Genomic DNA, 21,287 nt, shown 5'->3' with positions numbered 1-21,287 from the left:
GAACACCCGGGGACACTATTCATTCACAAGTCATGGAGCAGACTATGCCAACTCCTTGTTATATCAGCATCGAAGGCCAAACCCAGGGCAACATTACCGCCGGCGCTTTCACTTCCGATTCCGTCGGCAACATCTACGTGGAAGGCCACGAAGACGAAGTGCTGGTGCAGGAATTCAGCCACGTTGTTACCGTACCGACCGATCCCCAGTCCGGTCAGCCATCCGGTCAGCGCGTTCACAAGCCGTTCAAGTTCACGTCCGCCCTGAACAAGGCCACCCCGCTGATGTACAACGCCCTCGCCTCCGGCGAGATGCTGCCGAAGGTCGAACTGAAGTGGTACCGCACCTCCGTTGAGGGCAAGCAGGAGCACTTTTTCTCCACCGTCCTCGAAGATGCCACCATCATCGACATCAACTGCAACATGCCCCACTGCCAGGATGCCGGCAACGCCGACTTCACCCAGCTGGTCACCGTTTCCCTGTCCTACCGCAAGGTGACCTGGGAACACGCCGTTGCCGGTACTTCCGGTGCTGACGACTGGCGGTCGCCGATCGAGGCCTGATCACCCTCGTGCTTTCCAGTCAACGGCCGGTCTCACCGGCCGTTGTTGTTTTAACCCAACCCCGGCAACGGGTATGATCGCAGCAGTACACCCCTTACTGTGCGATCCATGGACAACAACGATATTAAGCAAATCGGCAAACTGATGTGCGCCGTCACCCGGGACTGGCTCTGGCAACCGGCAGAGCAGTGGGTCCGGGAACGCAATCCCGGCAGCGTCCTGCATTGCCGGGTTGGGTCCGGCCAGGCCACCTACCACCGTTACGATTCCCGCGATCGGCAGCACCTGATCACCTACGGTGCCCGCATGATTGTCGCCAAGCATCAGCCGGAGACGGCCAGCGGCTGGCTCTCGGGCCGGGAGATCCGTAAACGTGGGTATTTTGGCGGGGAGCTGAGTACGCTGAACCTGCTGGCCCATACCTGCTGCCACGAGTTTGCCCATCTCCTGCAGCAGAGTGCCGGACAGCGATATCGGGGCTCCGTGCACAACCGCCATTTCTACACCATTCTGGATGAGTTGCACGCGAGCGGTGCCGCGCAAACCACCCGCACGGCCCTGGCAGAGAGGGCCAGGGATCAGGGCCTGGCGCTGTCCGATGCGCCCTTCGAGCCGGTAGACACAAGGCAGCAGCTGGCCAAGTGGCAGGTGGGCGATACGGTTCGCTTCGGTGCCGGCCGACGGGAGCTGCAGGGGGAAATCATCCGGGTCAACCGCAAAACCTGCACCGTTGACGGTATTGGTCCCTCGAAAGGCGTGCGCTACCGGGTACCGGTGCAGATGCTGAGCCGGTTAAGCCCACGTTAACGACGCCGGCGTTTACTTCAGGACGTCCGCCATCGAAATGAGCGACCGGGCAACTTCGGGCAGTTTCCGCCCCTGATCCATGGCCAGTTTCCTGAGCAGGCGGTGGGCCTCGTCGTTACTGATTTTTCGATGCTTCATCAACAAAAGTACGGCCTTTTCCTGGGTTTTCCGGTCTTCCAGCGCTTCCTTCGCACTCTGGAGTTCGTCCGTCATCTTCTGAAGACTGCGGGTCTGCTCCTGCACGAGCTCAAAGATTGAGCGGCCGAACTGCTGACCCATCCCTTCACTTGAAAACGCCTCACCCGTTGAGCCTTCGCTTCCGGAATTGCACAGAACCAGCAAGGGTTGACTGGCAGCCCCACCGGTATCAAGCGATGCGACCAGTGTCTCCTGATGCGCCAATGACTTTTTGGCAGCGGCAAAGCGCTCAATACATCGGGTGTGAAAGCAGCCCTCGACAGAATCCTCAATCTGTTTCAGAGCATCGATACGCTCTGTCATCAGTTTGAACCACTGATCGGCGAGCTCGGGATCGAGGTCCTTGAACCGGCCCACAGAAGACGCCAGACGTCTCATTCGCTCGATCTCACCTTCACGCTCGTGGCTACTCACCTTTTGCCAGAGAGACAGGGAATCCGCATCGGCAAAACCGGCAAATACTTCAAAACAGCGTTCCTGCGCCTCAATGAGGTGCGCCATGCGCTCGGAAAGTGCACGATCGAATGCCCCGCTCGAGAAACCGGCAGAACCCACGGCCCGTTCCTGCCCACACAGCTCTTTGCCGTTCATCAGGTGGACCATCGCCACCAACAACCCGGCAATGGTGGGATCGACAGCGGTGTCGGCGGCCTCGAATACAACCGCGATCAAATTATGAATGAGACTGCTATAGTCCTCAGTGGCCGATTCGGCAGTGACTTTCCGGGCAACAACGCAACGCCTTAATTCGCCCAACCCCTCAAGGCCATGCAGGGCGCTGGCAATCTGGTTCAGCAGACGGCTACTGACAGGGTGGCCTGTCAGTTCCTCGTGGATCTCCGCCAGCGCCAGCTCAAACTCGCGTTTGAGTCGGTCCGATTCAACTGCCAGCGACTTTCGCTCCTCCTGAAACTTCTTGCCGGAGGAACCGAGAAACACATTGGAAGCACCGCGCTCCCGCTGCAGACCATGGACCAGACTACTGATGCATTGAACCAGCCTGCCCATCTGCAAAAAGTACTGGAGGCTCATCAGCTCGCACGTCTTGGACGCAATCAGATAGTCGCCTGCCCCGGGAATTTCCGGAACGGTATTGCGCTTGGTATTCATCATTACACTCCCGGGCGCTTTCACCCTTACCCCCCATGGGGATTCTCTGCAATTCGCAGAGACAGTGGAGCAATTACCGGGCCACACGAAACAGGCGCCAAAGCCGTGCAGTCTGCCCTGCGACAGGGCAGTTTTCGGATCAGAAATCGCCCTCGAATCCCGCGAAAATACTCAAGACTTTGTTTTTAATGGCTTTAAAAACCTGGCACGAAGATAGCTAAGTATTTGTCAAGGACGAACGTCCCGGCCACGGATCAGGCCGGACCATCAGATCATTGTTGTTGGCATTGGCGCCGGACCATCGATTTCCCACCCTCGGGAATAGATGCTCCGGCTTTTTTTGTTGTGTGGGAGGCAGAACCGGAATGAGCAAGAAAACCCTGATCGTGATTGGCAATGGCATGGTTGGCCATCACTTCCTGGAACAATTCTGCGCCAGCCCGGCCGCTGCCGATTTTGAGATCATCGTATTCGGCGAGGAAAAACAGCTGGCCTATGATCGGGTTCACCTGTCGGAGTATTTCGGCGGCTCCACCCACGCCGATCTCGCCATGGGCACGCTGGAGTGGTACACCGAGCAGGGCATCCAGCTGCACCTGAACGAGCAGGTGACCGGCATCAACCGGGAAGATCGCACCCTGGCGACGCCCCGGGGCAGCTACCGGTACGACGAACTGGTTTTGGCCACCGGTTCCTATCCCTTTGTGCCCCCCATCGAGGGCAATGATCGCCCACACTGCCTGGTTTACCGGACCCTGGATGACCTGGATGCCATCCGAGCCAGCTCGGAAGGTGCCCGCGCAGGCGTGGTGGTCGGAGGCGGCCTGCTGGGTCTTGAAGCCGCCAATGCGCTCAAAAGCCTGGGACTGGAAGCCCACGTGGTGGAATTTGCGCCCCGGCTGATGCCGGTCCAGCTGGATGCCGATGGCGGCGCCTTACTGCGCCACAAGATCGAGGAGCTGGGCGTCCAGGTGCATACCGAGAAGGCCACCACGGCGATTACCGAGGGCGAGGACGCCCGGCTGCGCATGAACTTCAGCGACGAGTCCTTTCTGGAAACCGACCTGATCGTCTTTTCCGCCGGCATCCGGCCCCAGGATGCACTGGCCCGGGCCAGTGGCCTGGCCATTGGCGAGCGAGGTGGGATTGTGATCAACAATCACTGCACCACCTCGGACCCCCATGTGCACGCCATCGGCGAATGTGCGCTCTGGGAACAGAAGATTTTCGGCCTGGTCGCACCCGGCTACACCATGGCCCGCACCCTCTCTGCAGCATTGAATGGCGATCGTGAAACTGCCTTCACCGGCGCAGACATGAGCACCAAGCTCAAACTGCTGGGCGTGGATGTGGGTTCCATCGGTGACGCCCACGCCCAGACACCGGGCGCCCGGAACATCCGCTTCAACGATGAGCAAGCCGGCCACTATCGCCGCATGGTGATCAGTGAGGATGGCAAGACCCTGCTGGGCGCCATCCTGGTGGGCGACAACAGCCACTACGACACCCTGCTGCAATACGCCCTCAATGGCATCACCCTGCCGGAGAATCCGGAAACGCTGATCCTGCCGGAAAGCCAGGGAGGGGCGCCGGCCCTGGGACCCGACGCTCTTCCTGAAACCGCCTCAATCTGCTCCTGCCACAACGTCACCAAGGGCGATATCTGCGGTGCCATTAATGCGGGCTGCTCCGACCTTGGCAGCGTCAAGGCCGAGACCAAGGCCAGCACCGGCTGCGGCGGTTGTACGGCGCTCCTGAAGAACGTGGTGGACAGCGAACTGGAAAAGCGCGGCGTGGAAGTCAGCAAGGATCTGTGCGAGCACTTCCCTTACAGCCGCCAGGAGCTGTTCCACCTGGTGAAGGTAAACGGCATACGCACCTTCGGCACACTGATCAGCCAGCACGGTAGAGGCCACGGCTGCGATATCTGCAAACCGGCTGTGGCCTCGATTCTGGCTACCTGCTGGAACGAGCACATCCTGGCCACGGACCACGTGCCGCTGCAGGACACCAACGACACCTTCATGGCCAACATGCAGAAGAACGGTACCTATTCCATCGTGCCGAGGATTCCCGGCGGCGAGATCACCCCGGACAAGCTGATCGTGCTGGGCGAGGTGGCCAAGGAGTACGACCTGTACACCAAGATCACCGGCGGCCAGCGGGTGGATCTGTTCGGTGCCACCCTGAGCCAGCTGCCGGAGATCTGGGAAAAACTGATTGCCGCCGGGTTCGAGACCGGCCATGCCTATGGCAAGTCACTGCGTACCGTGAAGTCCTGCGTTGGCAACACCTGGTGCCGGTACGGCGTTCAGGACAGCGTGGGCATGGCGATTCGCCTCGAGGACCGCTACAAGGGCCTGCGGGCGCCCCACAAGGTAAAGATGGCGGTCTCCGGCTGTACCCGCGAATGCGCCGAAGCCCAGAGCAAAGACTTTGGTGTGATCGCCACGGAGAACGGCTGGAACCTGTATGTCTGCGGCAACGGCGGCATGCGGCCTCGCCACGCCGATCTGTTTGCCACCGACCTGTCGGACGAGGAGCTGATCCGCACCATTGACAGGGTGGTGATGTTCTATGTGCGCACCGCCGACCGGCTGCAGCGCACCAGTGTCTGGATGGAAAATCTGGAGGGTGGTCTGGAGTACCTGAAGCAGGTGGTGCTTGAAGACAGCCTTGGGATTGGCGCGGAGCTGGAGGAGCACATGGAGGGGATTGTTGGGACTTACCAATGCGAGTGGAAGACGGCCGTCGAGGATCCGGAGAAGCGGAAGCGGTTCCGGGAGTTTGTGAATGCGCCTTCGCAAAGCGATCCGGTGCAGGAGTGGACCGTTGAGAGGGGGCAACGGCGGCCTGTGTTGGAGTCTGCGTAGCTTTCGAATTTGGAGTTAGAGCAAGGCGCCATGGGGGTACTTTTCTTCTGGGAAAAAGCAACTCGCTTCGCTCAGACATCTTTTCCCCGCCAGAAAAGTACCCCCATACCACCTCGCTCACTGGGATTTGGTTGTATCAAAGGCAACCATTAGTTGAGACAAACACAGAAGGTTTGGGAGAAATATCATGAAACCACGCACTCGTTGGGAAGCCGTCTGTACCGTAGACGATTTGGTGCCGGAATCCGGCATCGCCGTCTGGACACAGGACGGACCGGTGGCGGTGTTCTATCTGCCGCATAGGCTGCCGGCGCTGTTTGCCATCAGCCATACGGACCCGTTCAGCGGCGCCAATGTACTGGCCCGGGGGATTACCGGGGATCTGAAAGGGGAGCCGGTGGTGGCGTCGCCGTTGTACAAGCAGCATTTCAGTCTGCTTACGGGTGTCTGTCTGGAAGACGATACCGTGCGGGTCAAAACCTATCCGGTGTTGCTGGACGGCAACCAGATCCGCTTGGAAGTACGGGCCAACCAGCGAGAATCCATCGCGGCCTAGGCCCTTAACAATGCCGGCGAAAGCCGGCGCGTGGTATGGGAAGTCTTTGTGCAGGGGAAAAGATGTCTGAGCGAAGCGAGTTGCTTTTCCCCGGAAGAAAGACTTCCCATGGCGCGTGACGGCGATACTCCGAGGCTAAACCTCTCTGGAGCGACTCCAACGCTCCCGCCAGCCAAGAACAAAGATGGTCAGTGACGGCAGGAAGGTCACGGTTACAATCGCGGCCCCAAGCAGGCCAAACAGAACGATAGCTCCCACGCCCCGATAGAGCTCGGTGCCTTCGCCGGGCAGGAACACCAGGGGCGAGAGGCCGCAGATGGTGGTCAGGGTGGTCATGGCAATCGGGCGCAGACGGGTCTGGACGGCGGCGGTGACGGCTTGTACTACGGTAACGCCTTTCTGACGCAGGTTCTGCCGGGCCTGGTCCACCACCAGGATCGGGTTATTCACCACGGTTCCCATCAGGATCAGAAAGCCCAGCATGGTAATCATGTCGAAGGGTTGTCGCAGAGGCTGGAGGCCGATCATGGGCAGCAGGCCACCGACCAGGTTCATCAGGGCCAGGCCCACAATGCCACCGGCCACGCCAAGCGGTATTGCGGTCATGATGAGCAGCGGGAATCCCCAGTGCGCGAAGATGGCCACCAGCAGCAGGTAGACGATGGCAATGGCAATGATGAAATTGCCGGTCAGTGCCTCCCGGGTGGCATTCAACTGGTCGCTGGCGCCGGAGATATCCACGTTCACATTCGCGGGCAATGCGCCGCTGTCCCGCATGAACTGCAACAGTTCCGTGCGCACCCTCTCCACGCCGGCTTCGAGCGGTACGTCTTCCGGGGGAATCACATTCAGAGTCACGGTGCGGCGACCATCCACCCGGCGGACCGTGCTGGTATCGACGGTTTCCTCGATGGTAGCCAGGCTGGAGAGCGGCAGGGTAGCACCCTGGGGGGTGTGCACCATGACATCCGGCAAACTGTCCAGTGACGGGTTGCGACCCTCGCTGCCGTAGACGTAGATATCGATCTTTTCGTCGTCCAGGAAGAAATCGTCGACGTAGCTGCCCTCGGTCAGGGAGGCCACGGTAAAGCCAATGCCTTCAGCGCCAAGGCCAAGTTCCGCGGCACGATCCCAGTCAGGCATGATCTGGATCAGCGGCTGTGCCAGGGACAGCGTGGAGGGCTGGCTCTGGATGCGGGGGTTATCGAAGATTTCCTCGGCGCGCTGATAGGCAGCGTTCGCAGCGCCGTAAACCGACACCAGATCTGGCCCGGAAATGTCCAGGTTGATACTACGGGTGCCACCGTCGTTGCTGGAGATGATGGAGCCCTTGGCCGCGAAGGCGCGCATGCCCGGGAACTGTTCATAGAACCGGGTGATCTCGTCCATCAGGGCTTCGATGTGCCTTGGATTCAGGGTCTCGGCGATGATCCGGATCCTGGTAGGCGTTACCTGCATGTTGAGATAGGCCATGGGCGGCACGCCGGTTTCGCCCGCGGCGTAGGCCTGGCCGTCCGCGTTCACGTGGGGCAGGAAGTAGTCTTCCACCTGGCGGGCAATGGCTTCCATCTCCTGCAGGTTGTAACCCGGCGGCGCCGACATGGCGGCAAAGGTCTTGGGCTCCTCGCCTTCCGGCAGGTATTCGGCGGGCGGGGTCAGCACAAAAATCACCCACAGGCTGAAGCCGACGGTGGCTGCCATCACCAGAAGCCGGCGCACCGTGCCATTCACCAGCCATCGCACCGCCCCCATGGCGGCCCCGCTCCAGCGACCCGAGGTTTCGTTGCCGTATTCATCGGTGGTCACGCCCCGGCGGCCGAAATCCAGCCGGGCGCAGAGGGTGGGTATGATGGTGATTGCCACCAACATGGAGGCGAGAATGGCAGCAGAGATGGCAATGGCTACGTCGGAATACAGCTGGCCCGCCTCTTCCTCGATAAACAGGATCGGCAGGAACACCAGGATGGTTGTGGTGGTGGACGCCAGCACCGCCGGCCAGACTTCACGCACGCCCTTGAGGGCCGATTCGAAACGGTCCAGCCCCAAACGCCGGTGTCGCTCGATGTTCTCCAGCACCACGATGCTGTTGTCCACCGTCATGCCGATGGCAAAGGCGATACCGGCCAGAGAGATCACGTTGATGGTGCGGCCGGTGATCAGCAGTCCGATAAACGCGGCTATGGCACACAGCGGTATGCCCACCACCCCGGCAAACGTGGCCCGGCTGGACCTCAGAAACAGGAACATCACCAGGGTTGCGAAGGCGGCGCCAATCCCCAGGTTGGTCCAGACATTGGCCACCGAGGCTTCCACGTAACGGGCATCGTCTGCGGTCAGGCCCAGCGTCATGCCCGCCGGCTCCAGCACCTCCTGGTTGATGGCGGCCACTTCGTCCATCATCGCGCGCTTGATATCAATGACGTTGGAGCCGCTTTCACGGCGCACCTGCAGGCCAATCACCCGCTGTCCGTTGATAAAGGACAGCTCCCGGATCCGGGAATGGCCCTGCTGAACCCGGGCCACCTCACCAAGGCGCACCACGCTGTCACCCTGCCGGCGTACCACCAGCTGTTCCAGGGATTCAACGTCGTCAAAGCGCCCGACCGTGCGCAACAGATACCGGCGCTTGCCAGAGTCGATCTCGCCGCCGGAAATGTCCTGGTTACGGGCCACGATTGCGTTGCGCAGATCCACCAGGCTCAGGCCGCGCTGGGCCAGGGCGGATTCGTCCACAATGATCTGCATCTGCCGGTCGGCGCCACCGCCAACGGTAACCTCGGAAACCCCCGGCACACTCTCCATCCTTGGCCGGACGCGATCCTCGATGAAATCGCGCATAAGCTCGATGTCCAGCTCGCGGGGATTGCCCTCCAGGGTAGCGACACGGAAATACATGAACGCATTGGATGAGAAAGATGCCGCCACTATGCGCGGCTCATCGACGTTTCTCGGGTAATCAGGGACCTGGCTCAGGGCATTGTTGATCTGGATAAGGGTCTCGGTGATATTCACCCCGAACGGGAACTCCAGCTCGATCTCCGCCGCTCCGCTGGATGCGGTGGAAGTCATCCGGCTCAGGTTCGGAACATTGCGCAGGAACCGTTCCTGCTCAATCAGTATGTCCTTCTCGATGTCCTGGGGCGTCGCACCCGGCCAGCTGGTTTCAACGGTGACGGTACGCACTTCCAGGTCCGGAATCATCTGAACCGGAATCCGGAGCGCCGCTGCGGTTCCAAGAATGGCAACGATCAGGGCGATAACGGTAACCAGAGTGCCATGACGGATAATGCCGGCGAACATCAGCGGCTCTCCCGTTCGGCAATGCGCACGCTGATACCCTCACTCAGGGACTCATTACCACGAACCACGACACGCTGGCCGGTCTCAAGACCGCTGATTATCTCAACCCGCCCCTCAAAACCTGTGCCGAGACGCACCCGCTTTTCCTTAACGGTCCAGGTCTCTTCATCCGCCGGCTCGGCGATCCATACCGTGGTCCGTCCTTCGGGATAACGGTTGATGGCGTCGCGGGAAACCGTCAAGCCTCGCTCCCCGGTGGTGACCCGCAGTACCGCCTGCACCGCCATGCCAGGAAGCAGCTTCAGGGTGTCCGGTTTTATCGCTCGGAGAAGAAAGGTTCTGGACTGGGGGTCGTTGATCGGCACCAGGACATCGATGGTGGCCTGGCTCAGTTCCTCGTCGTTCTGCACCAACAGCCGGCTGTTGTCGTCGATGCGCTTGAAAAAGGCCTGGGGCACCTGGAAATCCAGTCGCAGGTTTTCGGTATCCACCAGCGTCAGCAGCTGGTCACCCGGGGTTACCCATTCCCCGAGATCCCGAAAGCGCTCGCTGACCACGCCATCGAAGGGCGCGGTCACACGGTGACGGCCAGCCATGACTTCAACCTGCTGCCGGGCAGCTTCCAGGCGGGCCAGGGTGGCTTCATTGGCGGCAACCGCACTCTCCCGGGCACTGACTTCCGTTGCTGCAATATTACGGCCCGCACCCACAGACCTGGCCTCGCGCAGTCTCCGCCGGGCTTCCTCCAACCGGCTTCGGGCCTCCTCAGCCTCGGCCCTGGCGGCCGCCAGCTCCCAGGTCACCATTTCATCATCCAGCGCAACCAGCACATCACCCCGGGAAACCCGATCACCGGTTTCCACCCGAACCTCGTCCAGGAGGCCGGCTACCGCCGCGGACATGCCTGAGACACGAAGGGCGTTTACCGTCCCGTTCAGGGTGACTTCCTGAACAATGTCCTCGGAAGACACTGTCTCCAACTGAACGCCGGGTAAATCCTGAGCCGCGGCGAACAGAGGAAACAGACTGCAGACAGACAATAAGACCCCGTGCAGGGTCCTGATAGCATTACCCACGTCCTTTTCTCCATGAATCAGTGCGATGGATGCAATTGCTAACTTTAAAGTATGACCTACGATGAAAACGTCCGTCCGGACCTCGGACCGCGTTTGGCCCGACCAATGAAGTCAATGCATACCGGGGTCAATTCCGTTCCAATCCATCTGCGCTACTATTGTCACAATACTGACAACAAGGATGCCCTGTGAAACCTCTCAGCCCCACGGATCAGCTTTTTCTCTGGCTGGAAAAACGGCAGCAGCCCATGCACGTGGGCGGCCTTCAACTGTTCTCTTTTCCCGAAGGCGCTCCGGATGATTACGTCGCCCAGCTGGCGGACCGGTTAAGGCAACACACGAAGGTGACGCCACCTTTCAACCAGCGACTGGACTACCGTTTCGGTCAGCCGGTATGGGTAGAGGATGAGCACCTGGATCTGGAGCATCACTTCCGGTTCGAAGCGCTACCGACCCCGGGACGGGTAAGAGAGCTGTTGTCGTTTGTCTCGGCGGAACACTCCCACCTGATGGATCGGGAACGACCGCTGTGGGAATTTCATTTGATCGAAGGGCTGGGAGAGCGGCAGTTTGCGGTGTACATCAAGGTACACCATGCTCTGGTAGACGGTGTATCGGCCATGCGGATGGTTACCCGGATGCTGTGTCAGGATACCGGAGAGCGGGATATGCCGCCGATCTGGGCCATGCCACCACGCCCGGAGCGTGAGAAGGATGATGGCGGCCCCTCGCTGTGGCGAAGCATTGGCCACCTGCTGGGTGAATCCGGCAAACAACTGGGCACCGTGCCCACCGTCGCCCGGGAACTGCTGCGAACCATCAATAACGCCCGAAAAGACCCCGCGTACTCCTCCATATTCCACGCGCCCCGCAGCATTCTTAACCAGAAGATCACCGGCTCCCGACGCTTCGCCGCACAGTCCTATGACCTCAGCCGTATAAAGGCAGTGTGTAAAATCTACGGAACCACGGTGAATGATGTGGTGATGGCCATGTGCGCCACCGCGCTGCGCAGCTACCTGATGAACCAGGACGCCCTGCCGGAAAAGCCGCTGATCGCCATGGTGCCGGTGTCCCTGCGCAAGGATGACAGCTCCGGCGGAAACCAGGTGGGCGTTATCCTCGCCTCGCTACACACCGACGTCACCAGCCCGGTTACCCGGCTGATGCAGATCCACGAGGATGTTAAGGCCGCCAAAGACCGCTACGCCCATATGTCTGCGGAAGAAATTATCAACTACACCGCCCTGACCCTGGCGCCGGCGGCGTTCCATCTGCTTACCGGCATGGCACCGAAATGGCAGACCTTCAACGTGGTCATTTCGAACGTCCCCGGGCCCCGGGAGACCTGCTACTGGAACGGCGCCATGATGGATGGCATGTACCCGGTCTCCATCGCCATGGACCGCCTCGCCCTGAACATGACCCTGACCAGCTACGGCGACCAGGTGGAGTTCGGCCTCATCGGCTGCCGCCGCACGCTACCCAGCCTGCAGCGGATGCTCGACTACCTGGAAGAGGCCCTGGTCGAACTGGAGACCGCGGCCGGCCTGTGATCCGATCGGTCAGCCGAAGCGGCGCTCTTCGTTGCGGATGGAGATCTGGTTGTTCAGGGTCCAGAAGTCATACAGCACACCGATCAGGAACAGGCCGCCGGTAAACAGGTAGATGATGCCCGTGATCCACTTGCCCATGTACATCCGGTGAATGCCGAACACACCGAGGAAGGTCAGCAGGATCCAGCCGATGTTGTAGCTGACCTCGCCTTCCCGGAACCTCAGGTCCGCTTCGCGGTCCATGGCCGGGATCAGGAACAGATCGATAATCCAGCCGATAAACAGCAACCCCAGGGTAAAGAACCAGATGGTGCCGGTAACGGGTTTGCCGTAGTAAAACCGGTGTGAGCCCAGGAATCCGAAGATCCAGAGCAGGTAGCCGATCAGTTTGCTGTGGGTGTCTGGGCGTTCTGTCATGGTTTCTGGGTCCTGTTTTCGGTCTCGTCGGTGAATTCTACTTTGGCCCCCAGCCGGGCTGGTTTGGGGGCTGGCCGGGGGGACGGATTATTTTCCCTTGGGAAAAACAACTCGCTTCGCTCAGACATCTTTTTCCTGGCGGGAAAATAATCCGTCCCCCCGTCCGTCAAACTATTGTGGCATAGGAAATAAAAACAAATTAAAACACTTCAATGAATTTCCCGGACGGCCCTCGCCTTTGTCCACAGGGCGTGGGGTGGAGCTTTATTTTTTCGGGGAAAAAATGTCTGAGCGCAGCGAGTTGTTTTTACCCGAAAAAATAAAGCCCCTCCCCGCGACCACGCTCCAAACCAGGAGGCCCAAAAAATCAGGGCCCAACCTCAGGCGCCGGATCCGGACCACCCTCGCGAAACTCGCTGGCCGACTTGCCAGTCCACTTCCGGAACGCCCGGCTGAAGTTGGAAAGGTCCGCATAGCCCAATTCGTAGGCAATCTCGCTAACGGACTGGTTGGTATACCGGAGCAACTGGATCGCCCGGTCTTTCAGCACCGACTCGAGAATTTCCCGGTAGCTGGTATCCCGATCCGCCAGCCGGCGTTTCAGGGTTCGGGAAGAGACGCAGAAACGCTCGGCCATGGCTTCCAGAGACGGCAAGGGGCCCGGCATCATTCGGAGCATGTTGCGGATCGCCAGGACAATGTCGCCCTGCTCCTTTAGGGCCTTCTGCAGCTCGAACTCGCACTGGTCGCGGGCCATTCGGGAGGCTTCGGCGTCGGCAAGACGCATCTGCACATTCAGAAGCTCCCGCGGGAAGACCATCATCTCGTCTGGCTGGCCGTATTCGAATCGAACGGGAAGCTGATCGGCAAACTGCCGGTACCAGGGCGGCTCCGGTGCGCTCAGGCGAACGGAAACACCCGGCAGTTTGCCGTCTTCCAGGGCAAAGCCGTGTTTTGCCGCGTCCTCCCGATCCAGGAGCTGTTCGGTCAGCAGGATCAGGGTGGCGCTGACGGTCTCCGCCAGAAACGGATAGAGGCCGGGCACTTCGAATTCGGTGCAGAGTTTTACCAGCACCTGATCGCCCGCTTCGGACTGGCTCATGCCGAGAAAAGGCACCCGCAGATGCAGGTAACGGCGCACCGAATCCAGGGCATCGGCGAAGGTGGGGCTGGTGAGGGCCGCGAAGCCCAGGGTGCCGTGAATGGTCAGGCGTAATTCACGAGCCAGCATAAAACTGAGACCGTCCTGGCCGGCCAGGTTCACGGCCCGTTTGGCCATGATGATGGCATCGGTGACAAATACCCGGCTGTCGTTGGACTTGAGATCGTCCGGGGTGAAGTCCAGTCCTTCGTAAAGTAGCCGGTCGTTATAGCCTAGCTGGCGGACGGTCTCGGCCAGAACCCGCAGGTAAGCGCCCGGCACCAGGAACAATCCCAGCATCTGCCGTTCTTTGTCCGGACCGGTTGCACTCATTGGCATTCCTTCTTATTGGGTGGGCTGAAGCACTTCAATTGACTCTATCAGATGCCTCCCGCCGCTACAGTGGGGCCCGGTACACCTTGCTCGCCGTCAGCCTGGCCAATCAAATCCCGGCCCGTGTCCCATCCTGATCGACGGCCGTCCCCTTTGCGCATTCCTGCCCGGGCTTGACTGCCACACACTGGAGCCATGACATCAGCCAGAGTGAGGAGTACACACATGCTGAGCAGCAAAACCGCAGAAAAGAAGACGGCTCCCGTTACCCGAGTCTCCAACACACCGGACAACGTCACCATCACCGCCCAGCGCATGGGGTTTGAGTTCGGCGACCAGGTGCCCCGTTACTGGGTCGACAACAGCTACACCATCAGCCACATCATGAATGCGCTCTCGGTGCTGTTTCCGCAGGGCGAGCAGTTCTTCGTGGATTCAGTAAGGGCGTTCCGGGACCAGATTTCCGATCCCAAGCTGAAGGAAGAGATACGCGGATTCATTGGCCAGGAGGCCATGCACTCCCTGGAGCATGTCGCCATGAACCAGCACGTTCGTGACCAGGGCATGCCGGTGGAAGAACTGGAAAAACATCTGGAAGTGGTTCTGGGAATCGCCAAGAAGCTGCCCAAGCGTCACCAGCTGGCGATCACCTGTGCCCTGGAACACCTCACCGCCATGATGGCCGACATGCTGCTGGAGCGTGACGATGTGCGCCAGGACATGGATGAATCCATGCGCCCGCTATGGGTCTGGCACGCGATTGAAGAAACCGAGCACAAGGCGGTGGCCTACGATGTGTTCCAGGCGGCCGGCGGCACCTATGCCGAAAGAACCTTTTATCTTGCCTTCAGCACCGCCGCCCTGGGTGTGATGAGCAGCTATTTCACCAGCCGGATGATGCTGAACGACCGCAAGAACTTCTCGTTGAAAGACACGGCCACGGGGCTCTGGCGCCTTTGGGGCGTAAACGGTACCTTCTCGAGCCTGATTCCCACATGGCTGGAGTACTTCAAACCGGGTTTTCACCCTTGGGATCACGACAATAGCGATCTGATTGCCCGTTTCAAAGAGGAGATTCAGGCGCACATCGCACCACAGTACAAGAAAGGTAATCGCAGGACGCTTCAGTAAACCACGGAAGCAACTCCCAACCCTGAAGGGAAGCGGGTGGGGGGGTCTTTGTGCAGGGAAAATGATGTCTGAGCGCAGCGAGTTGCCTTTTCCCGGAAGAAAGACCTCCCCACCCGATTACCCACTCCCGGGTCAGGCATTCGGCTCGGCGACGCCAGAGCGAATAACCTCGCCCTTCCGCCAAAGCCGCCATTCACCTGGCTCGTAAACATCCCACTTTTCATCTGTGGTCAGAGGTTCAGTAACGATCACGCTGACGATGTCATTGGGCGTCGTTTCCGATTCGAAATCCACCGTTACATCGGCGTCTTTCAGACGTGCAGGACCAAACGGGGCTCTCCGGGTGATGCTGGCCATTTTGGTGGTGCAGTAAGTGAACAGCCAATCACCGTTACTCAGTAGGAGGTTGAACACGCCCTGGCTGGCGTAGGCGACGGACAACCGGACCAGGCGGTCGATGATTTCATCGGTTCCGGTATTGCGATCGCAGTGCGTTCGAAGGTGGTTAAGAATATCGCAGAACAGCGCCTCGCTGTCGGTGGTTCCGACCGGCTCGTAGAAGCCGGGATTCGAGCGGAAACCGGAGAGCTGGCCGTTGTGGGCGAAGACCCAGTAGCGGCCCCAGAGTTCGCGCATGAAAGGATGGGTGTTGGCCAGGCAGATATCGCCGACGTTGGCCTGGCGGATGTGGCAGATGGCCACTTCGCTCTTGATCGGGTGGGTCTGGACCACTTCTGCGATGCGGGAACTGGCGCTGGCGTCGGCGTCGTGGAAGGCCCGAACGCCTTTGCCTTCGTAGAACGCAACACCCCAACCGTCCTTGTGCGGGCCGGTCTGTCCACCCCGACGGGTCAGGCCGGTAAAGCTGAAACACAGGTCAGTGGGGGTGTTGGCGCTCATGGCCAGTAATTCGCACATGGGTTACTTCATTCTTGCCGGAGGATGTCTGCCACAAGAATAACGTAATCAACTCGCTTCGACAGTGAGAATCTCAAGCTGGCGGGGATTGTGGCCGGCGCCGACCACGCAGTTACGCCCTGCTCGCTTGCCGCTGTATAGCCAGCGGTCGGCCACCCGGAACAGGCTCTCGGCCTCGCGACCATGGTCTGGCCAATGGGCAATCCCGAAGGAGGCGGTCACCCGGATCCGGGCATCGCCGTAGGGCAGCTCGCGGTCTGAGATTCGCTGACGCAGCTCGTCCATCAGGACAAAGGCATCCGCCGGCTTCACATCTCGCAGAATCAGCCCGAACTCCTCGCCACCGAGGCGGCCGACAAAGTCTGTGCTTCTCAGGCGCTCGGTCAGGCATCGACTGATATTCTTCAACACGAAATCCCCGGCTTCGTGCCCCAGGGTGTCGTTCACAACCTTGAAGTGGTCAATATCCATCACCACCAGCGCAAATCCGATACCGCTGCGCTCGCCCTCGGCAATGGTTCGGTTCAACGTGCCCTGGAAATTACTGCGATTGGCCAGACCAGTGAGCGCATCGGTCTGGGCCATATCCACCAGGCGCTGCTCTGCCTCTTCCCGGCGACCTTCGTACAGGTGAATGAATGCCAGCATGAGTGCGCCGCACAGCACCATGTTGAGAAGGTCGATCATCGCGTGGGGGTTGCCGACCTGACCAAGGTGGATGTAATAAATAACACCACCGACGATCATAAAGGGAGCGCTGAGGATCATGCCCTCTTTTTTGCCAAGCAGCAGGTAGGCGAGAACCGGCATCATCAACACCCAGACGAACGCAGATACCGATGCTTCGGGCAACAGCATGATGACCAGAAAGAATGCGAACAGCGGCACCAGGTAGGCATAGACCCACTGCTGCAGATAGGGCGTCGATTTCAGGCGCCAGACTCCGAAATAGAGCAAGGCACTAGCGCAGAGTTCACCAATGCCTACCCAGAGGAAACCATTGAGAATCTGCAGGCATGCGAAAACCACCAGTGCCGAGCCGGTGATCAGAAAAAGCAGCCGCATCAGTGAGCGGCGGTGACTGTCGCGCAGACCCGAGCGGCTCTGTTCCAGAGTGGCCCCCAGGTCGGAATGGTGAGGCGTATTCATGCTGACTCTTCCTTGGATCAGCTTCCGAGTATAGCCCCGAAACACTGTTTGTAAAATGTACAGCGGGCCCGGTCGTCAGGCCCGGTGTACGCGGGGTGTTGTCAGATGTAAAGGTTCTTGCGGGAGAAGCGCTCGACCAGCGGCTGGTACGCAGACCCCAGCAGTCGGTTGATCGCGTCAATTCCCCAGGCGTCGGGGCCTACCAGAATACGGGACTCATTCTTGAGGATGCCTTTCACAATGGTTTCCGCTGCCTTCTCGGGCGTGGTCATGGCCAGTTTGTCGAAGCCCTTGCGTTGGGCCACTGCGTTCTCGGATTTACCCATGCGGGCGGCGTTGGCGATGTTGGTTCGGATACCGCCAGGGTGCACACAACTCACCGCAACCGGCTGGTTTTCCAGCTTCATCTCCTGACGCAGGGCTTCGGTGAAGCCGCGAACCGCAAACTTTGCGGCATTGTAGGCACTCTGTTTGGGCACGCCGATCAGGCCAAACACACTGGACACGTTCACCACATGGCCATCGCCCGAGGCAATCAGATGTGGCAGGAAGGCGCGGGTGCCATGGGCAACGCCCCAGAAATCAATATCCATGACCCATTTGAAGTCCTCGTCGGTCATCTCCCGCACGGTGGCGGAGAGCGCAACGCCCGCGTTGTTGATCACCAGATTCACCTGGCCAAAGTCCTTCGCAACCTCTTCGGCATGGGCAAAGATGGCATCGCGATCAGACACGTCCAGCCGGTAGGTTTTTACATCAGCGCCGCTGAGCGCAGCAGCGGTTTCGGCCAGGCCTGACTCATTGACGTCGGACAGCGCCAGCCGGCAGCCCCGGTCCGCCAGAGATTTGGCGAGTGCGCGGCCGATACCCGAGCCGGCACCGGTAACAACGGCCACTTTGTTTTTCAGCTTTTTCATGGTCAAAGACCTCTTGTTGTAGGCTTTTCAATTAAAGCAGATACTCTAACAATTGCCCGCCCGCGGGATATGGCTTTAGTGAACCAGGCCGCAAGGCATTCCGGCCACCCTCTGACTCGGCCCCCGGTTTCCGGTACAATCCGATGCCGTTGTTCGGTGCGCAAAAGCAACCCGACGCCTCTCCCGAACCTGTGGATTTTCTGTATGGAATGGAGTCTTACGCATTTCTGGCTGATCCTGGCACTGGTGCTGTGCCTGGCCGAGCTCACCTCCGGCGTGCTCTTGCTGCTCGCTCTCGGCATCGCCGCGGCCCTGACCGCCTTGCTGGCGTTCCTCGATGTGCCCTTTGAGTGGCAACTGGCGGGGATGGGGATTTTCTCGGGAATCCTGGTTCCCGTCGCCATACGCTGGATACGGCCGCGTTTCTCCCCCAAGGGCGTGGCGTATGGAACGACAGGCACAGGCGTCGAGCAGGGCCGGCGCTACCAGACCTTGAAACGGGACTTTGACGGTGCCACGGGCATCAAGGTCAACGGCGATTTCTATCGCCTGCGAGTCACCGACACCGGGGAAACCGACCTTCCGGAAGGAACCGACGTCATTTTCAAACAGTTTGACGGCACTACCGCCGTTGTTGAGACGATCACACACAAGGAACAGTAAACATGGAACAGTATCTTTCACCCGGACTGGTTATCAGTCTGATCGTAGTCGCCATTGGCATTTTCATCATTGCCAAGGGTCTGGTCATTGTCCGCCAGTCGGAGGTAATGGTGATTGAGCGCCTGGGGTCGTTCAACCGGATCCTCGAAAGCGGTGTGAACATCATTATTCCCTTCATCGAGCGCCCACGGCCGATCACCATGATCCGCTACGTACGCATGGGTGAGGATTATCATCCGGTGATGAGCGACGAAACCCGCATCGACCGCCGGGAAACGGTCATGGACTTTCCGGGACAGCCCGTGGTGACCACCGACAACGTGACGGTGAAGATCAACGGCGCCCTCTACTACCAGATCATCGACCCGCGCCGGGCAGTGTACGAAGTGGCCAACATGAGCCAGGCGGTGGAAGTGCTGGCCAAGACCACCCTGCGCTCGGTGGTCGGCAAGATGGAACTGGACAAGCTGTTTGAATCCCGCAGCGAGGTGAATAACGCGATCCAGGCCGAGATGGAAGAGGCCGCTTCCAAGTGGGGTGTAAAACTCACCCGGGTGGAGGTTCAGGACATCAGCATGCCGGAAGAAGTGGAAGAAGCCATGCGATTGCAGATGGCTGCCGAGCGGAAACGCCGGGCCACGGTCACCGAAGCCGAGGGTGAAAAGTCAGCAGCCATCGCCATGGCCCAGGGTCAGCGGGAGTCCGCCATCCTCAACGCCCAGGGCGACAAGGAATCGGCCATTCTCCGGGCGCAGGGGGAACAGGAGTCCATCCGTCTGGTACTCAGTGCCATGGGCGATTCCGAGGAAAACAAGCAGACCGTCATTGGTTACCTGCTGGGCCAGAGCTATATCAAGGTTCTGCCGAATATGGCGAAAGAAGGTGAGCGGGTGTTTGTACCCTACGAATCCTCGGCCCTTCTAGGCTCCATGGGCATGTTCCGCGAACTGGCCGGTAGCCCGGAAGACACCGTTCGTCAGCATTTGCAGCGCGATGGTCTGCGTGGCGGGCTGGTCGGCTCGGCCGGTAACAGCTAAAGCCTGAGGGCCTCTCAACCCAGCAGATTATCCAGGGGTTGCTCGTAACTGGGGGCAAACACCTTCAGAAAATAAGCAACCTCTGGCAACCCGTCCTCGTCCAACCGCTTGCGGATCTGTCGGGCGGCGGGCTCGAATTCCTTGTTGCCGGCGCGGATCTCCGCCTGGCACTTCAGCCACGCCGACAACCTGTCGGCGGCTTTGATGAGTTCCTTGTCTTCTGCCGGTAGCTGCGATTCCCGAACGTAGGGTGAAAAATCCTCCCGCAGATCCTCCGGCAGCAGTGCCAGCAATTCGGCCTCCGCCTTGTGTTCAATATCTCCGAAGGCCTCTCGCATCACCTTTGAATGGTATTTCACCGGTGTCGGCATATCGCCGGTGATCACCTCTGTTGCGTCATGATAAAGCGCTGCTGCGGCAATACGATCGGCGTTCACCCGGCCGCCAAAATGCCGGTTACGGATGATGGCAAGCGCATGGGCGAGGGTCGCCACCTCCCAAGAGTGGGTGGCCACGTTTTCCTCAATGGCATTGCGCATCAGCCCCCAGCGCTTGATCCAGCGCAGGCGGGAGACGTAGGCAAAAAAATGGCTGACACCGTTACCCATCACTTACAGATCCATTTTGCATAAGTTAATAATTTTTTGCTTCAGGAGCACAAAATCCCCGTGCTATTCTGAATGCGTATTCAATTGTTACACAACCGGGGAGCACCGTGCTCACAAAGGCACCGATTTGGACACTACTGGCCATGTTTTCTGCCGCAATCATGCTGGCAGCGGCGCCGGTTTTTGCCAATGAAACCGAAATCACCGTGGGCGTTTACCACTTCCCTCCGATTGCCAGTGTTGACGACAATGGGGAACCCACCGGGCTGCTCGGGGACCTGCTGCAAGAACTTGAGCAAGCCAACCCAACGGTATCTTTCCGGGTCTTTCATACCTCGCCCAAGCGTCGCTACCTGGATTTCGAGGCCGGCCTGTACGACGTTATCTTCTTTGAAAGCCCCGGCTGGGGCTGGACCAAAAGAAACGTCGACATATCGCGACCGATCCTGGCAGATGAGGAGCTGTACGTCGCTCTCAAAAAACCAGGCCGCGACGACTCGTTCTTTGACGATCTGGAACAGCGGTCGATTGTCGCCATTTCAGGCTATCACTATGGTTTTACCGGTTACGAAACCGACAACTCCGTGCTGGAGCAGAAATTCAACATCGAGTTCTCCGACAGCCACAGCCGCAACATCAAACTGATCAAGGCAGACCGGCCGTCCGTTGCCGAAGTCGCCATTGTCAGCCATTCCTACCTCCAGCGGCATCTGACCAGGCATCCTGAAGACTGGGACGAATTGCTGGTATCAAAGAAGCCGGACCAGCGCTACCAGCTCAGCATCATCGCCCGCAAAGGCGGCACTGCAAGCGCCGACGAGATGCTGCGGCTTCTGGCGCCACTGGTCGACAACGGCCGCTACCGCCACCTCGTTGAAAACTGGGGCCTCCAGTTGCCAGCCGGTTTTCTGACCGGTTTCGAGGCCCCCTGAGT

General features: G+C 59.5%; 18 protein-coding genes. 9 read left to right on the top strand and 9 right to left on the bottom strand.

Annotated features, from left to right (window positions below):
- Positions 1-44: 44 nt before the first annotated feature.
- Positions 45-563, top strand: coding sequence for an Hcp family type VI secretion system effector (locus HP15_RS19190; RefSeq protein ID WP_041645909.1), 519 nt, complete (start codon positions 45-47; stop codon positions 561-563).
- A 108-nt stretch (positions 564-671) separates the two neighbouring features.
- Positions 672-1,370, top strand: a complete 699-nt coding sequence (locus HP15_RS19185; RefSeq protein WP_014579002.1) for a hypothetical protein — start codon at positions 672-674, stop codon at positions 1,368-1,370.
- Positions 1,371-1,382: 12 nt separating this feature from the next.
- On the opposite strand, the gene HP15_RS19180 is transcribed toward HP15_RS19185, so the two are convergent.
- Positions 1,383-2,681 carry a nitrate regulatory protein gene (locus HP15_RS19180; RefSeq protein WP_014579001.1) on the bottom strand — a complete coding sequence of 433 codons (1,299 nt, stop codon included), beginning with the start codon at positions 2,679-2,681 and terminating at the stop codon, positions 1,383-1,385.
- Between the two features lie 362 nt (positions 2,682-3,043).
- On the opposite strand from HP15_RS19180, the gene nirB reads away from it, so the two are divergent.
- Together nirB and nirD are read left to right on the top strand one after the other, a co-directional pair.
- Positions 3,044-5,551, top strand: coding sequence for a nitrite reductase large subunit NirB (gene nirB, locus HP15_RS19175; RefSeq protein WP_014579000.1), 2,508 nt, complete (start codon positions 3,044-3,046; stop codon positions 5,549-5,551).
- Positions 5,552-5,738: 187 nt separating this feature from the next.
- Positions 5,739-6,107, top strand: coding sequence for a nitrite reductase small subunit NirD (gene nirD, locus HP15_RS19170; protein WP_041645905.1), 369 nt, complete (start codon positions 5,739-5,741; stop codon positions 6,105-6,107).
- A 135-nt stretch (positions 6,108-6,242) separates the two neighbouring features.
- On the opposite strand, the gene HP15_RS19165 is transcribed toward nirD, so the two are convergent.
- The gene (locus HP15_RS19165) at positions 6,243-9,407 is read right to left on the bottom strand and encodes an efflux RND transporter permease subunit (protein WP_014578998.1); all 3,165 of its coding nucleotides are present in this window, start codon (positions 9,405-9,407) and stop codon (positions 6,243-6,245) included.
- A complete protein-coding gene (locus HP15_RS19160) occupies positions 9,407-10,483 on the bottom strand; it encodes an efflux RND transporter periplasmic adaptor subunit (RefSeq protein WP_227499669.1) in 1,077 nt (358 codons plus the stop codon). The genes HP15_RS19165 and HP15_RS19160 overlap by 1 nt, the downstream gene beginning before the upstream one ends.
- Before the next feature lie 188 nt (positions 10,484-10,671).
- Between HP15_RS19160 and HP15_RS19155 the strand changes: the two genes are divergently transcribed.
- Positions 10,672-12,039, top strand: a complete 1,368-nt coding sequence (locus HP15_RS19155) for a WS/DGAT/MGAT family O-acyltransferase (RefSeq protein WP_014578995.1) — start codon at positions 10,672-10,674, stop codon at positions 12,037-12,039.
- A 9-nt stretch (positions 12,040-12,048) separates the two neighbouring features.
- On the opposite strand, the gene HP15_RS19150 is transcribed toward HP15_RS19155, so the two are convergent.
- Positions 12,049-12,456 carry an NINE protein gene (locus tag HP15_RS19150; protein WP_014578994.1) on the bottom strand — a complete coding sequence of 136 codons (408 nt, stop codon included), beginning with the start codon at positions 12,454-12,456 and terminating at the stop codon, positions 12,049-12,051.
- A gap of 367 nt (positions 12,457-12,823) precedes the next feature.
- Positions 12,824-13,930 carry a helix-turn-helix domain-containing protein gene (locus HP15_RS19145; protein WP_014578993.1) on the bottom strand — a complete coding sequence of 369 codons (1,107 nt, stop codon included), beginning with the start codon at positions 13,928-13,930 and terminating at the stop codon, positions 12,824-12,826.
- A 225-nt stretch (positions 13,931-14,155) separates the two neighbouring features.
- On the opposite strand from HP15_RS19145, the gene HP15_RS19140 reads away from it, so the two are divergent.
- Entirely contained in the window at positions 14,156-15,061 is a 906-nt protein-coding gene (locus HP15_RS19140; RefSeq protein ID WP_014578992.1) for a metal-dependent hydrolase, read from the top strand.
- 132 nt (positions 15,062-15,193) lie between these two features.
- On the opposite strand, the gene HP15_RS19135 is transcribed toward HP15_RS19140, so the two are convergent.
- From HP15_RS19135 to HP15_RS19125, 3 genes are all read right to left on the bottom strand, one after another.
- Entirely contained in the window at positions 15,194-15,979 is a 786-nt protein-coding gene (locus tag HP15_RS19135) for a class II glutamine amidotransferase (RefSeq protein WP_014578991.1), read from the bottom strand.
- A gap of 48 nt (positions 15,980-16,027) precedes the next feature.
- Positions 16,028-17,128: a GGDEF domain-containing protein gene (locus HP15_RS19130; RefSeq protein ID WP_014578990.1), complete on the bottom strand. Its 1,101-nt coding sequence runs from the start codon at positions 17,126-17,128 to the stop codon at positions 16,028-16,030.
- A 101-nt stretch (positions 17,129-17,229) separates the two neighbouring features.
- Positions 17,230-18,045: an SDR family NAD(P)-dependent oxidoreductase gene (locus HP15_RS19125; protein ID WP_041645903.1), complete on the bottom strand. Its 816-nt coding sequence runs from the start codon at positions 18,043-18,045 to the stop codon at positions 17,230-17,232.
- 204 nt (positions 18,046-18,249) lie between these two features.
- Between HP15_RS19125 and HP15_RS19120 the strand changes: the two genes are divergently transcribed.
- Both HP15_RS19120 and HP15_RS19115 read left to right on the top strand, forming a co-directional pair.
- Complete coding sequence (locus HP15_RS19120) at positions 18,250-18,708, top strand: NfeD family protein (RefSeq protein ID WP_041645902.1); 459 nt, start codon at positions 18,250-18,252, stop codon at positions 18,706-18,708.
- 2 nt (positions 18,709-18,710) lie between these two features.
- Complete coding sequence (locus HP15_RS19115; protein ID WP_014578987.1) at positions 18,711-19,745, top strand: SPFH domain-containing protein; 1,035 nt, start codon at positions 18,711-18,713, stop codon at positions 19,743-19,745.
- A 14-nt stretch (positions 19,746-19,759) separates the two neighbouring features.
- On the opposite strand, the gene yfbR is transcribed toward HP15_RS19115, so the two are convergent.
- Positions 19,760-20,353 carry a 5'-deoxynucleotidase gene (yfbR, locus tag HP15_RS19110; RefSeq protein WP_014578986.1) on the bottom strand — a complete coding sequence of 198 codons (594 nt, stop codon included), beginning with the start codon at positions 20,351-20,353 and terminating at the stop codon, positions 19,760-19,762.
- Positions 20,354-20,496: 143 nt separating this feature from the next.
- Here yfbR and HP15_RS19105 point away from each other — a divergent pair, with 143 nt between their 5' ends.
- Positions 20,497-21,285: a substrate-binding periplasmic protein gene (locus HP15_RS19105; protein ID WP_014578985.1), complete on the top strand. Its 789-nt coding sequence runs from the start codon at positions 20,497-20,499 to the stop codon at positions 21,283-21,285.
- Positions 21,286-21,287 lie beyond the last annotated feature (2 nt).

This window comes from Marinobacter adhaerens HP15, from assembly GCF_000166295.1.
Lineage (GTDB): Bacteria > Pseudomonadota > Gammaproteobacteria > Pseudomonadales > Oleiphilaceae > Marinobacter > Marinobacter adhaerens.
The sequence above is the reverse complement of the archived record's forward strand: the minus strand, read 5'-3'. Positions and strand labels throughout refer to the sequence as shown.